The sequence below is a fragment of the Microcoleus sp. Pol14D4 genome, assembly GCF_036701245.1.
Taxonomy (GTDB): domain Bacteria; phylum Cyanobacteriota; class Cyanobacteriia; order Cyanobacteriales; family Microcoleaceae; genus Microcoleus.
On record NZ_JAUBQM010000020.1, the window covers coordinates 38934 to 53640 of the forward strand.

Annotated in this window: 13 protein-coding genes; 9 read left to right on the top strand and 4 right to left on the bottom strand. The window is 44.6% G+C overall.

Annotation, left to right across the window (positions count from 1 at the left end; genetic code table 11):
• Positions 1-41: 41 nt before the first annotated feature.
• Together QUA33_RS10305 and QUA33_RS10310 are read right to left on the bottom strand one after the other, a co-directional pair.
• Complete coding sequence (locus QUA33_RS10305; protein WP_333148521.1) at positions 42-842, bottom strand: HEAT repeat domain-containing protein; 801 nt, start codon at positions 840-842, stop codon at positions 42-44.
• Between the two features lie 191 nt (positions 843-1033).
• Positions 1034-1258: a polymorphic toxin type 34 domain-containing protein gene (locus QUA33_RS10310; RefSeq protein WP_333095836.1), complete on the bottom strand. Its 225-nt coding sequence runs from the start codon at positions 1256-1258 to the stop codon at positions 1034-1036.
• Positions 1259-1549: 291 nt separating this feature from the next.
• Between QUA33_RS10310 and QUA33_RS10315 the strand changes: the two genes are divergently transcribed.
• The 4 genes from QUA33_RS10315 (at position 1550) to QUA33_RS10330 (ending at position 6067) form a co-directional block, all read left to right on the top strand.
• Positions 1550-2650: a saccharopine dehydrogenase NADP-binding domain-containing protein gene (locus tag QUA33_RS10315; protein ID WP_333148522.1), complete on the top strand. Its 1101-nt coding sequence runs from the start codon at positions 1550-1552 to the stop codon at positions 2648-2650.
• Positions 2651-3042: 392 nt separating this feature from the next.
• Positions 3043-3393 (top strand): hypothetical protein, encoded by a 351-nt coding sequence (locus QUA33_RS10320; protein WP_333148523.1) that lies wholly within the window; start codon positions 3043-3045, stop codon positions 3391-3393.
• Between the two features lie 287 nt (positions 3394-3680).
• Positions 3681-4202: a hypothetical protein gene (locus QUA33_RS10325; protein ID WP_333095833.1), complete on the top strand. Its 522-nt coding sequence runs from the start codon at positions 3681-3683 to the stop codon at positions 4200-4202.
• 518 nt (positions 4203-4720) lie between these two features.
• A complete protein-coding gene (locus QUA33_RS10330; protein WP_445304617.1) occupies positions 4721-6067 on the top strand; it encodes a hypothetical protein in 1347 nt (448 codons plus the stop codon).
• A gap of 359 nt (positions 6068-6426) precedes the next feature.
• On the opposite strand, the gene QUA33_RS10335 is transcribed toward QUA33_RS10330, so the two are convergent.
• Positions 6427-6747 (bottom strand): hypothetical protein, encoded by a 321-nt coding sequence (locus tag QUA33_RS10335; RefSeq protein WP_333039230.1) that lies wholly within the window; start codon positions 6745-6747, stop codon positions 6427-6429.
• Positions 6748-6859: 112 nt separating this feature from the next.
• Between QUA33_RS10335 and QUA33_RS10340 the strand changes: the two genes are divergently transcribed.
• The 4 genes from QUA33_RS10340 (at position 6860) to QUA33_RS10355 (ending at position 12821) form a co-directional block, all read left to right on the top strand.
• A complete protein-coding gene (locus QUA33_RS10340) occupies positions 6860-7753 on the top strand; it encodes an ion channel (protein ID WP_333148524.1) in 894 nt (297 codons plus the stop codon).
• A 58-nt stretch (positions 7754-7811) separates the two neighbouring features.
• Entirely contained in the window at positions 7812-8159 is a 348-nt protein-coding gene (locus QUA33_RS10345) for a DUF433 domain-containing protein (protein WP_333148525.1), read from the top strand.
• 193 nt (positions 8160-8352) lie between these two features.
• A complete protein-coding gene (locus tag QUA33_RS10350) occupies positions 8353-9528 on the top strand; it encodes an exonuclease SbcCD subunit D (protein ID WP_333148526.1) in 1176 nt (391 codons plus the stop codon).
• Between the two features lie 251 nt (positions 9529-9779).
• The gene (locus QUA33_RS10355; protein WP_333148527.1) at positions 9780-12821 is read left to right on the top strand and encodes an SMC family ATPase; all 3042 of its coding nucleotides are present in this window, start codon (positions 9780-9782) and stop codon (positions 12819-12821) included.
• Between the two features lie 32 nt (positions 12822-12853).
• On the opposite strand, the gene QUA33_RS10360 is transcribed toward QUA33_RS10355, so the two are convergent.
• A complete protein-coding gene (locus tag QUA33_RS10360) occupies positions 12854-13429 on the bottom strand; it encodes a Uma2 family endonuclease (RefSeq protein ID WP_333056752.1) in 576 nt (191 codons plus the stop codon).
• 96 nt (positions 13430-13525) lie between these two features.
• Between QUA33_RS10360 and QUA33_RS10365 the strand changes: the two genes are divergently transcribed.
• On the top strand, positions 13526-14695 hold the full coding sequence (locus QUA33_RS10365) for a pyridoxal phosphate-dependent aminotransferase (protein ID WP_333148528.1): 1170 nt from the start codon (positions 13526-13528) through the stop codon (positions 14693-14695).
• The last annotated feature ends 12 nt before the right edge of the window (positions 14696-14707 follow it).

The following is a 14707-nucleotide window of genomic DNA, read 5'->3' on the forward strand; positions in this document are numbered from 1 at the left end:
AACGCAGATGAATCACATCTGCGTTTGTTTGTATTGATTTATCAGTGTGCGAGTGCGATAATTTTTTCTGGTTGATTCCCTGTGAAGGGAAAACGATTTGCGATCGCCCTCAATACCCTTTCTAAATCCGGTGCATCTTTCGCCAATGTTGGCTGCTCCTCCCGTTCTGTCAAATCTGTTAAAATATTCAGGATGATCGTTGCTAAATGTTCATCAGCATTATCCAACAAACTCAATAGCTTCTCGATATCTTCTTTCGCGCCCAACCAGTACCTGGCTCCCAGCAATTCAGCTTTTACTGATAAAGGAAGCTCTAATTTTAGATACTCTTCAAGTTTTGGCAATAGCTGCGGCGTACCTAAAAGCCCGATAGAATTAGCAGCATACCCTCTAACTGCTTTATCTTCATCAACATCAAGCAGTGAAAGTTCCAGAGTTTCTATAGCGGATGGTTCTTCTAAATATCCAAGAGTTTCTGCTGCTGATGCGCGAACCAGTGCCGAAGGGTCATTTCTGAGAATATCTTCTATTGGTGCAACCGCAGGAGTATAACCAAGTTCTCCCAATGCCTCAACTGTTTCAGACCTAACCAGTTCTTCAGGATCGTTTAGCAAAGGCATTAATGCAAGGCCAACTGTCTCTACTTCCTCTGAACCGAGATAACCTAATGCCTCGGCTGCATCGGCTCTAATTGATTCATCGGCGGATTTTAGCAATCTTAATATCTTCGGTACAGCCTCATAAACTTCTGCATCTACAAGCTGTATCAATGCTTCTGTTTGCAGGGCATAATCATCTGAATCGCAATAATCTAGCAGTGTTTCAGTTGTCAGCTTATCCATAATTTTTGCACCTCCCTAAATTTTAGTGCTTCCAGCCTAGGTTATTTTCACACTCATCAGTTAGATTGAATGGCATTACGCAAGTATCAAAATGACTAAGTGTGAGTAATTCGACATCCCCCAAAACTCTCTGAATTTCGTGGTACTACAATAATTGCAGACTAATTTTAGGAGATGTTTCTTTGAGCAGCTTACCTTTTCATTTTCTTCTTTTTGCCGCTGGAGCGGCTATGTCTGTCACCAAAGAATTTCTGGGTGCTTTTAATTTTTTCCATTTTTTCTTTATCGTTATCGCGTTTAGCTTGCTGTTTCAATATTTTGAGTGCTTCAGACTTATCTGATGCTTTTTTTTCGGCGATTAGTTGGTTAACTTCTTCTACAATACCCGTATCAGCTACATTACCTTCTGCGGTCATAGTGTTTAATTTTTGGTTTATTATAGGGGAGGTTTATTATAGGGGAGTATTAAAAATATTAGGGACTGTTCATATTCTCATAGTCTAAGTCATACATCCCAACCTTGTCAATACTTGGGTCGGCCTTTATTGAACTTGTCTGCAATTAGTTTGATTTATTGGTTTTCCCCGCCCCTCTGGGGTTATGGACATTGGTGCAAGATATGAGTTATCACAAATTCATCCTTTGTGCAGATGCAAGTTATGCGTGAAAATATAGAAACTCAGATTAGCGTTACCCTTTTTTGAGCGATGACAAACCGAGTTTTGATTGTCGGGGGCCGAGGACGAATTGGCAGCAGCGTTGCCGAAGACCTTGTTACCCATACCGACGCAGAAATTACCGTTACCGGACGCAACTCTGAAGCCTCTATTGGGCCGGGATTACCGCCGGATAGGGTGCAGTATCAAACTTTTGATTTAGCGGACAGTACAGCCCTGCAAAAAGCAGTTTCACAGTCTAATCTTGTAGTTCACTGTGCGGGACCTTTTCACTACCGAGACGCGGGGGTGCTGAAAACTTGCATCGAAGCAGGTGTTAATTATACTGATGTCAGTGACAGCCGCAGTTTTACTCGCAGAGCTTTAGAATTGCGCGAAGCCGCTAAAAATGCTGGGATTACTGCTATTATTAACACGGGGATTTTCCCCGGTGTGTCTAATAGCATGGTGCGCCGAGATGTGGAACAATTAGATGAAGCAGAACACATACATTTGAGTTATGTAGTCGGAGGTTCTGGCGGTGCTGGTGTTACCGTCATGAGAACTACTTTTTTAGGTTTGCAAACGCCTTTTGATGTTTGGGCCGATCGCAAGTGGCAGCAAGTACAACCCTACAGCGATCGCGAAACAATTGAATTTCCCGCGCCCTACGGTAAAACAGGGGTTTACTGGTTTGATATGCCGGAAGCAATCACTTTGCCCGAAACTTTCCCGGTCAAATCAGTTGTGACTAAATTCGGTACGTCTCCCGACCTTTACAATCACCTTACCTGGTTTGTTGCTAAGTATTGGCCTGCTAGCTGGCTCAAAAATAACTCCGTGATTGAATTTCTCTCCTACGTCAGTTATGGGATGACAAGTGTTACTAATACTTTTAGTGGGGTTGGTGTGGCAGTGCGATCGCAAGTGACAGGTCTCAAAAACGGTCAACCGGCTAAAGTTTGCTCGACAGCGGTACACCCAAATGCTGCCGCCGCTACGGGCATTGGTACTGGCAGTATAGCTCAATTAATGTTAGAAGGGAAACTGGAAAAACCGGGCGTTTGGTCGGTTGAACAAGCTCTTTCTACTGAGCTATTTGAACGAGCTATGCAGAATCGAAACCTCAAGATAGAGCAGGTTATTTTGTAGTGTTATCGGTTGTTTGTTGCCATTTGCATCTGTTTGGTGAATGAGTTTTTTTGACGAACCGCAAAGACGCAAAGGACGCGAAGAAAGAAAGGTGAAGAGTAAAGGTTCGCAATTGATGGGAGAACCCCTAGATAGGGTTCGTCGCAGAAATTGCGATCGCACCTCCTAGGAGATCGGTTCCGCTTGTCTAACTAATCTATCTTTTGGTAGAAGGAATAATAACAAGCAGGCGCTTAAGATATGGGAGGTAACGGGAAACATCCCTTTTGGCTCGCTCTAGATGCGGTAGCTGCGACAAAGATTGCGCTTGAAACAAGGTTGTCAATGTGCGATCGCAGTGAAGAAGCGACAAACACCATAATTTTTGCGGAAAAATACGAGGAGAAGTTGATATGAAGCGGGTTTTAAAATCTGTCGGAAAAATTTTGAGCCAAAGCATTTTGCTGGTCTGTACCCTGGCTTTCATTGGTCTGCTAAGTCTAGCGTTAGTACCCAGTCAGGCTGCTTACGCAGGTCAAGACAGAACTCAGGCGCAGCCGGAAGCTAAAATGACTGACCCCGCAGAAAGTTTCGAGGATCTGAATCCCCAAGCAGCTTACGATGAAATAGTCAAAACTTCTCAAAATCCTGCAAAGGTCGAGAAAGCTTACGACGAAAGCTTAAAGGAGTACAAGGGAGAACACCCGCAAGAAGGCATAGTTCAAAAAGCTGAAGATTTGATCGAAAAGGTCACGGGAAAGTAATAAATCAAGAGATTTATATCTAACTCAAGTTGCTGGTAAATACACAGCTTCGGTGAGTACAGAAGTGAGAAAATCTCAGAATTCACTTGAACATAATTATCTAGGGTGCGCCTCGGCGCACCCTATCGCTTGACAGTAGCGTGTAAAAATACTTTTTGAATCCACAACTGTTTTATCATTTCCTTTATTTGAAAGCTAGCAGCTTCATCCTCAAGGCAGATGAATAGATATGAATTTAAAAGGTAAATTTAATAATAGTTAGAGTTAGATAAAAGGAAAAAAATATCATGAGCGATGACAAAAAAACGGTACATGAACCTGATGCTAACCTCGACCCGCTTTCGGGGGAAACAGGGGCTCATCCAGTGGGAACGGGTATTGGTGCGGCGAGTGCCGGTGCTGCGGGCGCTGCGATCGGCGGTGCCATCGGCGGGCCTGTAGGAGCAGTTGTAGGCGCTGTTGTGGGTTCGTTTAGTGGCGGTTTGGTTGGCAAAGGTGTGGCCGAGGCGATCGACCCCACGGTAGAAGATGCTTACTGGCAAAGCAACTACAGTTCCCGTCCTTACGTGGACACGAGCGCAACTTACGAAGACTATCAGCCTGCATACCGCACCGGTTATGAGGGATACAGCCGCTATGGCGCTACTGGTAAGAAATTCCACGAGATTGAACCGGATTTGCAGCGCGACTACGAAACAAATCGCGGTAAGTCTAATGTGACTTGGGAAAAAGCTAAGCACGCCACCCGCGACGCTTGGGATCGGGTGGAACGCGCTGTTCCTGGGGACATTGACAAAGACGGCCGCTAAGGGCTGAAACCAAGTATTTCTCAGTCTTGAAGACACACAAACTCAAGCATTTCGGTTATTTTTAGCCGGGTACCGGAATGGAGGGAAGTGTTTGATAAAAAAAACCCGGCTGCTGCGCCTTGGACTGTTGTTGATAGATGGCACAGTTTTTAACGCGAGTTTAGCAAAGTTTTTGGGGATTTTCAGCCCCTCTCTACATCGGAGAGGGTATTTTTATGCTCCCTTGAAATCGCATTTTTCAGCAGGCTTTTTATTTTACACGACTGTTCGCTGTGAGAACTCGCTAGAGACGTAGAGGGTTTGCTCTGCGGGACGATCGCACTCCTAAAAAATGCTTTTTACAAAATCGGGATGGTTCCGTTTGAGATTAACATTTTTTTTTTACTATTAGCCTTAAAATTAAACTTATTCAGGACTGAGACATCGATCGCGATGGGCTGTCTTCAATCGGAGCCGGATCGTAAAGCGTCGGTGGCTTCAAGTCCGATAATTGTTAATCTAAATCCTCTCATTCAAAATTGGTATTACTTGTGGATGAAATGTTGGAAAGAGCTTGGACACTCAAGCAAAATTTAATTGACTTTGTGCTGGATGCTGAGGGAGAGTTGGCGGTAGCTTTGGAAGCTTATGCTGCTGCTCGATCGACCGGCGAGCGCTACGATATTGCTCAGCAAAATCAAGTGATTGACAGTTTTACAGTCGAAGGTAAAGTCGGAGACAAAACGCCGATCGACCTATTTGTCGAAAGTCAGCCGGATTTAACCGAGAGCGATCGTAGCTTGCTCGAAAGTTGGGAGCACAGAAGCTTCACTGGCTTATTTGAAATCACTCAACTTTCCCCCGACAAGTTTGAACTGATGAACTGGCTGACAGCAAAGCACTACGTTGTCAAGCCCAACACTCCTAATTTTCTAGCAGAAATGTCTCGCTTTAAGTTAGGAGAAATCTTGCTGGCTCGGATTGCTCCCCTTACCGATGACTGGTGGATACTTTCGAGCTCTCCCATCCTGAAGGGGAAATTGGGTAAGCCGAAGTTGGCGGTGGCGATCGGCAATTTCAAGCAAAATCACAACAAGAACCTGTACAGCGATGCCCCGGAATTGTTAGAGCAAGCTTGGCAGTCAGTAGAAAAGTACCATGAAGATTTTACCGAATTTTTTGGCAGTGATGAATTGACGCTATCGGGATATCACCTGAATAAACAGTTGGCTGAATTTCAGGAATTCATTACTAAAAAACGCCTAGCTGATATCGGCATTGATGAAAGTAAATCTCTGGCGGATATTGTTGAAGATGCCGGAGTCGATCGAGAAGAAGTCAAAGCAGCAGCAATCGCGGCAGCAGGTGCCGATGCTAACGCAGTTGAGGTAATGATCGACAGCAATGCTAGTTCAAAAATGGTAATGCCGAAAGTCGAATTGCCCGATCGCTTCAAGAAAGCCGAACAGGTGACAGCACTTTCTCATCCTCGCTGGGGACAAACCTTTTTGTCTACTTACGCTCAATTTACTGCACTGCTAGCAGCCGAAAACTTTTCAACCGTTCCCGGTTACGAAAAGCTGGTGCGTAACTATCTGGAAGATCCTGCAATTAATGTCTGGATTTGGCAGCGGTTAGCTAAAGTTAATCCAGCGAAATTAGAACAAATTTTGCAAACTGTATTGGAACGTACAGATTTTCAGATCGATCGCGATTTAGATGCCCTGCTGCAAGAGTTTAAAAAACCCTTAGAACCCGAACTCCCGGAAATTGCCAGCGTTCCCCTGCACCTGCACAACTTATTTCAGGAAGCTTTAGGCGAAGTTAATAAGTCAAAGTCTAAACCGCAGGATAAAAAGAAAAGCTCTAAAGGCTTTAAATCCTGAGCAACTAAGTTAGTAACATACCCCTACACGCTTTGCTATCGCATACAGTGTAGGCGGCTCACTAATGCCACCTCATGCTATGTGCTAACCCACCCGCTTCGCCAACGGATACTCGATGAGATTGCCGCAGCCAAGGGAAAGCATGAAGAGTGTGGCAATTTCAAGTATAAGTGCGATCGACCCTAGCGATTTTGGGCGCGTTAGTCTGCATCCCTCAGATAATAAACCATTAAACAAGCTCACAGCTAGCTGTGAGCTTATTGCCCGGTAATATAAATCAAATAGCTTTGCAGTCAGGACTTTAGTTTTTCTTCACCGCGATCGAAAGAACTGAAGTCCTCACTACAAAGGCCTTTTTTTTAATCTTCAACTCGTCGGACAGCCATGCGTTGCAGCGGCAGGCTGAGTATGCTAGAAGCAGTCAACAAGTAAGAAAGAACCGTAGTCAGCTTCAAACTGAGCAATAACCAGCTATCTTCTGGTAGGTGAAGTTTCAGCCCGAAAAAAGAGATGCAGTACACTATCCAGTAAGTAAAGCTCATCTTGATTAGGATTTCCTCGCTCAAAGTGCGATCGTCCGTTGGCTGCGAGTTGCGATTATCACCCAGCAGGACTAGACCCGCAATAGAAGCCACAAAAGAAACCATAACGAGATAGTCATGCCAGTTAAGCTCAACCATTTCTAAACTCCGCTTTTATCCGAATTTTTGGAATCAGACATCAGTCTAAAGGATAAGTTTTCCCGGTCAAAGCAATAGTTACAAATTGAAACAGCCGCAGTTACAAATCGCAATGAAAACTCACCAAAACCGCCAGCCACAGGCTCGTTTAGTCAGTCGCAAAGGACAATTGCCCTTAAATATTGTCAAGTTGGGAGTACCGCGCCTGCATTTTGCCGACCTGTACCACAGGCTGCTAACTCTTTCTTGGCCGCGATTTTTCATGCTTATTTGTCTCTCCTATATAGTCACAAATTCTTTATTTGCTTTAGCTTACTTGGCGGGAGGAGATTGCATTGCTAACGCGCGACCGGGTTCTTTCCAAGATGCCTTTTATTTCAGCGTGCAAACAATGGCGACGATCGGCTACGGCGCTATGTATCCGCGCACGGATTACGCTAATACTATAGTCGCGATCCAAGCGCTTTTTGGTTTGTGGGGAGTGGCAATGGTGACGGGACTGGCTTTTGCTAGATTTTCTCGACCAACAGCCAGAGTTATCTTCAGCCGCGTAGCTGTGATCGCTCCTTTTAACGGCGTTCCGACTCTGATGTACCGCACGGCAAATCAGCGTTTCAACCAAATTTTAGAAGCGCAGCAGCGAGCTACTTTGATCCGTGACGAGGTAACACCGGAAGGAGAATTTATGCGGCGTTTTTACGATTTGCAATTGATGCGGAGTCACTCTCCGGTTTTTGCATTAACTTGGACGGTTATGCACCCAATTGACGAGAGCAGTCCTTTGTACCAACTCACTGCCCAAGACTTGATGGAACAGCAAGCGGAAATTGTAATTACTTTAACAGGAATTGACGAAACAGTTTCGCAAACTATTCATGCGCGACATTCTTTTGTGGCGTCTGAAATTATGTGGAATATGCGGTTTGTAGATATTCTTTTGAAATCGGCGACGGGAGGGCGGGTGGTTGATTATACTCGGTTTCACGATGTGAAGCCTGTTGAATGAAAGTTTTGATTTAGCCACCAGTGCTAGAATACCTGTATGGCAAAAAAAGTTAATATTTATGAACTCAATAACGGCAAATACGACACTGAAAGAATTGCAACCCCAACTCTTGGCTTTAACTCCCGAAGAGAAGGCTCAAGCTATAGAATTACTAGCCCAAAGTTTAAGAAAATTTTGGTCGGGAATTCAAAAGACTCCCGGCGTGTGCGGCGGCGATGCTTGCATCAGAGAAACGCGAATTCCTGTTTGGGTGCTGGTGAATGCTCGCCGTTTAGGTATTTCTGAAGCTGAACTCCTAGAAGACTATCCGACTCTGGGTGCCGCTGATTTGGCGAATGCTTGGGCTTATGCTGAGGCATATCCTGATGAGATTGAAACAGCAATTCGAGAACAGGAAGAGGCATAAACTGTGACAGATATTTATACCGCGATCGCACAAAGTATTAAAACTGAGATATTTTACCATTTTAAATCAGCCTTTTATGAACGGGCAAGATGCCCGTTCCACAAGAAATTCCTTCTTTGTGGAACGGGCATCTTGCCCGTTCTTGAAAATGGTACAACATCTCAGTTAACATAAACAAAAAACTCCTCGTACTATGCGAATAATTCATACTGCTGACTGGCATTTAGGGCGACGTTTTCGAGGAATCGATCGCACTTCGGAAATTGCGATCGCCCTGGAACAGATTTTGAAGCAAGCAAAAGCCTTGGATGTCGATGCTGTGCTCGTTGCGGGCGACATTTTCGACGTGCCCAACCCTCCCGCTTACGCCGAACGCATTGCTTATAACTTTTTCTGCGAACTGCAAGCAGCAGGAATTCCCGCAATTGCGATCGCCGGTAATCACGATTCGGCATCCCGCATCGACAGCATCGCACAATTGCTTTCCCTCGCCGGTGTTCGCGCTTTAGGCAAACCCAGGCTTTCCGCCGACGGCGGCACAATTAATCTTAATACTAAAAGTGGTAAACTTTGTGTGGGAGCCATGCCTTTTGCTTCCGAACAAAGACTATTAGATGCTAATTCTCTCTGGCAGTCGGGCGATGCCGATCGCCGAAAAGATTACCGCGAAATCGTAGCATATTTACTGGAAGATTTAACCAGGGATTTTAGAGACAATACTGTCAATATTCTCATGGGACACATGAGCATTGACGGCGCTCGATTGGCAAAATCTGAAGTCGCTTATTACACGCGAGAAAAATACCTGCTGTCAGCGCAAACTCTGCCCCCGGAAGCTCAGTATGTTGCCCTCGGACACATCCACATTCACCAGCGGATTTCTGAGACTTCTCCCGCTTATTATTCCGGTTCTTTAATTCAGTTAGATTTTGGAGAAGCGGAACAGGAAAAAGGATTTTGCTTGATAGAAGTTGAGCCGGGAAGTCAGGCCAAGGTGGAATTTAAGCCTGTGGCTTGCCACAAGCCGTTAAAAGTGCTTAAATGTCATAACGACAATCTCGATGAAACTTTACAAGCTCATCAGTATCATCCGGGTTTCTTGAAAGTAATTGTCGAATTGGACAGTCCGCAAATCGGACTTGCCGATCGAGTGCGCCAAATCTGTTCTCAAGCGCTGTTAATTGAACCGCGCTATCCAGATGCAGCCTTAGAACCAACAGAAATAACTAATATCGATCCCAATAATTTCGATCCGGCAGCAGAGTTTTGCAACTATTATCAAAACCGCTTGGGAACGACACCGAAACCGGCAGTATTGGAGGAATTTAAAAATTTGTACAAGAAGTTTAAGGAAACAGTTAACAATTAAATGGGTAAAAAGATACAATCCAAAATCCAAAATCTCAAATTTCAAATAGTGTTAAGACTGAAACCCACGCTCAATGTCGCTTGTAGTCGAGTCTAGATCCCTCTAAATTCCCCTGGTTGTTGGGGGACTTTGATAATACTCTTGTCCCCTCTTGTTAAGGGGGGTTAGGGGGGATCGGGAAGACTGTAGAAGGAAGACAGTAGACCTGAATATAACAATCTAAAACCCCAAATCCTAAAACTAAAATCAGTATGCGTCCACTCGAACTTATTCTCGAAGGATTTACCAGCTTCCACCGCGAACAGCGTTTAGATTTTTCTCAACTCGATTTGTTTGCAATTACTGGTGCTACAGGTGCGGGCAAATCTTCACTGTTAGATGCGATGACTTACGCTCTTTTTGGCACTACTACTCGCAGCGGCAAACAAGTAAGTGATTTGGCAAGTCAAGGCAGCGAAAATTTAAAAGTGCAGTTGCGTTTTGCTGTGGGTTCGGCACAGTATCGGGTGACGCGAAGGTGGCGTTTCCGTCCGAAATCTCCTGAAAATAAGGTGATTTTGGACAACTGGCAAAATGGTCAATGGGAAACTTTGGGGACGAGTATCGTTGCTGTTCAAAATACCATTGAACAGATTTTAGGAATGGATTTTGATACTTTTACGCGAGCAATTGTTCTGCCTCAAGGCAAGTTTGACGAGTTTATTAAAGGGGATACATCAAAACGCCGGGAAATTTTGCGGCAGCTAGCGGGATTTGAGATTTTTGAGCAGATGCGGAAGGAAACAAATGAACTCGCAAAGTTGCTGAAACAGGAACGGGAAATGGTGGAAAGGCAGCTAGCGGATTTGAGTGCGCCGACGGCTGAGGAGGTGGCTCAAAGACGATCGCAACTTTTGATTTTAGAGCAGCAGTTGCCCCAGTTCGATCGCGCTGTGATGAAAGCTCAGAAGGATCTAGATGAAGAGGAACAGCTATTTTCGCAAATAGCTCGCTGGCAAGAGTTACAACAACAACTGGCCCAATTAAATGCTAATTCGGCTGAGGTTGCAATTTTAGCACAGCGTTTAGACAGAGCGCAAGCTGCCAATCATTTACAGGGAGATTGGGCTTTAGTGCGATCGGCTCGGAGTCAGTATGAAACTGCCGAAAGTGCCTCGGTGGCAGCGCGAAAGCAGTTAATTAAAGCTCGATCAGAGCTAGCAGTAGAGCAGCAGCAATTTGACGCGGCAAAAGCTAAAGAAGAGGTGCTAGCACCACAAATTAAGGCTCGCGAAGATGCTTTAGCTGCTGCTAAAGTATATGAAGAACAGCGCGCTCAATTAGAAAAAGAAGTTGCGCTTGCCCAAAAAAATCAACAGGAAAAACTCCGCTTTTTTATGGCAGCAGATAAAGAACTGCAAGCTGCTAACACTAAAATTCAAGGTGCGGGTTTTCGAGTTACTCAAGCAGCGGCACAGCTCGAACAGTATGCGCCGGGAGGAAAGCGTTTAGAGCAATTGCAGCAAATTGCACCCTTATTGATGGAATTGCAGCTAATTACCAAGCAGCAAAAGACTCAGCAAGAACAGTTGGAGAAATCTATTGCAGAGAAGGAAAGCGCTCAACAAAATTATGTGGAGGTTGCTACTAATTTAGAAGCAGCAGAAATCCGACTAAAAGAGTGCGATCGCGAGTTAGAAGCGGCCCAGACAGCTAATGCGGAAGCGGCACGTTTAGAGAGTGTTGCTGCTGTCAGAATGTCGCTGAATTCTGGCGATACTTGCCCGGTGTGTGGGGGGGTGCATCCTGAGAGCGATCGGCTCCCTCCTTTGCCCGATTCTAATATTGTCGATGTCGCTGGTTTGCGGCGGAAATTGGCGGATGCAAATCAGGTTTTTCAATATGCTCAAAGGTTGGCTGCTGAGGGAAAAAGTGCAGTTTCAGCCTGCCGGCAAAAAGAGTCGGAAATTGCTCAAATGCTCGAATTAACTGCGAATAGATTTGCCGAATTGCAGCAGCAAATCACTCAAGTTCTGGAGACTTCTCATTGGGAAAGCTTGGGGTTGCAGCAGGAATTGGCAATCCTTAAAGAAAGCGATCGCCAATACCGCCAAACCGAACAGCAGTTCCAACTCGCATCATTGGAATATGATAATTTTCAACAAAAATTTAATTTTGCTGTGGCCACTCAAGCAGCTAAACAGCAGGAATATCAAGATGCGATCGCCGAATCAGACCGTCGGCAGCAGCAGTTGCAAAGTTGTGTAAATGCGCTCTATCAAATTACCGAATATCAACCTTATGCTAATTTAGCAAAAGTCTTAGAACAAGACAAGCAAGACTTGGCAAATCTGCTGAAAGTTGCCGAAAAATCATATCAAACTGCTCAAAATAAGGTTATTCAAGCCGCAGAGAGAGAGCAACAAGCTGGAGAAGCTTTTGGACAAGCCCAGGCTCATAAACAGCAGTTAAACATGGATTGGTCAGCAAAATTAACAGCCGCTGATTTCACAGAAGAGACATTTTTAGCAGCGGTTGCGACAGTTAAGGAACAATCAGAATGGGAAAATGCTATTCGCTCTCACCGCGAATCAAAAATTCAGTTAGAGACGCGGGCGAAAGATTTGAGCGAGGCGATCGCAGGCAGAACTACCGATGAGAATAATTTAGCACAAGTGCGATCGGCAAAACAGACCGCCCAAGAAAACCTCAAACAAGCCAACAACAACCGCGCCGAACTATTAGCTTGGATTCAAGTAGCTGCCCAAAATGTCGAACAAGCCGAAAGACTGTCACAGCAAATCACAAATTTCACCGAACAAGAGCAAACTTATCACACCTTAGCGCAGAACCTCAAATCCAACGAATTTCAATCCTACATTTTAGAACATTTAGAAGCAGAATTAGTCGGCAGCGCCACCTTAATTTTGCAAGAATTAACCGAAAATCGCTACAAACTAAAAAACCAAGACGGCGAATACTGGGTAGCAGATAATTGGAACGGCGGGGAAGCTAGACGAGTGCGAACCCTTTCCGGCGGCGAAACCTTTGCAACTTCCTTATCAATGGCTTTAGCTTTGTCAGAAAAACTGTCTCAAGGAGCTCACTTGGGCAGCTTGTTTCTCGATGAAGGATTTGGTACTTTAGATACCGAAACTCTCGAAAGCGTTACTCAAATTTTAGAATCTTTGCGGCAGCGAGACAGGCTGATTGGAGTGATTACCCACGTTCGAGAATTGGGCGAAAGGTTGCCAGCACAAGTTAAAGTGTCTAAATCCCCCCAAGGTTCTAAAATAGAAGTTGAAAGAGTTTAAGTCTCTACTTGTTGCGATATATTGTAGTTTTTCTAGAATTGTGTTTCTTCTTCTGTAAAGATAGGAGGCCACAATTCTGAAACGGGCAATTCCCAACCGGGGAAAAGTTCTGGTAATGTTAAGATATCGCCATTTTGTAAAATTTGTGGTTCGCCAGCCGCTCGATAAATCTTCACTGTTTCTGCATCAGGATCGATCGCAATTCCAACAATCGCTCCGAGCTCAACAAACTTCAAAACCTTGGTTTCGATAGGCTGCGTGCGATCGCTTTGAGACTTAATCTCTACCACCAAATCGGGAACCAACTGTCCAAAATAACGCGGACTTTGGCGCAATCGTGCGGCGCGCACAAAGGAAACATCGGGCGCTTTGACGTTAGTATCTGGCATAATAAAGCCGCCTGCGGAGTCAAAAACTCGTCCGAGACGGCGGGGATTTACCCAAGCGAAAAGAAAGGCAATGAGACGGCTGCTGATTTCACTGGATACGATGTCAGATGGGCCCATAATTGAAAGTCTCCCGTCTTCTAGTTCAATTTGGTAATCTAAACCAGCTTCGGAAAAAGCGGTTTGAACTTGCTCAACATCTTTGACAGTCATCGTTGACATAGGAACTTTCTCCTGTTATGAGCTGATATTCCATTTTAGCACGATCGCTATTTTCAATCTATAATTTAGTTAACCCCCCAAGCAACAAAATATTATATGAAAAATTACCCCACTAGAATGCAATCGGTGCAGTCGCCCATAATTCCCGTAGTTGGCGAACTGATTCGCCAAAATCCGGGAACAATATCTTTAGGACAAGGTGTAGTTTACTACAATCCGCCACAAGAATCATTTGAAAAAATCCCCGAATTCTTTGCAAATCCCGACAATCACAAATACAAAGCTGTCGAAGGAATTCCACAATTACAGGATGCAATCGCAGCTAAACTAAAAACCGATAACGACATAGAAATTAATAGCAAAAACTGCATTGTCGTTACCGCCGGCAGCAATATGGGATTTACCAACGCCATTCTCGCTATCACCTCAGCGGGGGACGAAGTTATTATCCAATCACCTTATTATTTCAACCACGAAATGGCGGCAATTATGGCAAATTGCCGACCAGTGATAGTAGAAACTGACGCCAAATATCAACTTAATATCGATGCTATAAAAAAAGCCATTACTGACAAAACACGAGCCATAGTTACCATTTCCCCAAATAATCCCACTGGTGTTGTTTATTCGGTCGAAGCACTCCGGGAAGTTAACGAACTTTGTCGCCAGCACAACATCTATCACATCAGCGATGAAGCTTACGAATATTTTACTTATAACGGCGTCAAACACTGTTCGCCCGCCGCTTTTCCCCACAGCAGCGAACATACAATTTCTCTGTTTAGCCTCTCCAAAGCCTACGGCTTTGCGAGTTGGCGGATCGGGTATATGGTAATCCCAGAACACTTGCTCGTTTCAGTGAGAAAAATTCAAGATACAATCTTAATTTGTCCCCCAGTAATTTCTCAGTATGCAGCGCTGGGAGCCTTGCAAGTTGGTAGAGGTTACTGCGATAATTATGTAAGGGCGATCGCATCTGTGCGACAACTCGTATTAGACGAACTCAATAGCATCCAAAGTTTGTGTACAATTTCCCCGGCCGCTGGAGCATTCTACTTTTTCTTGAAAGTTGATACTGAAATCGATACAATGGAATTAGTAGAAAAATTAATTCGCGAATATCACGTAGCAGTGCTTCCCGGTACAACCTTCGGCATGGATAGCGGCTGCTATTTGCGCGTTGCTTACGGTGCTTTGGAAAAAGCAACCGCCACCGCAGGTATTAGGAGATTAGTTAAAGGTTTGAAGACAATTTTAAACAAGTAAAATAGGAAATTT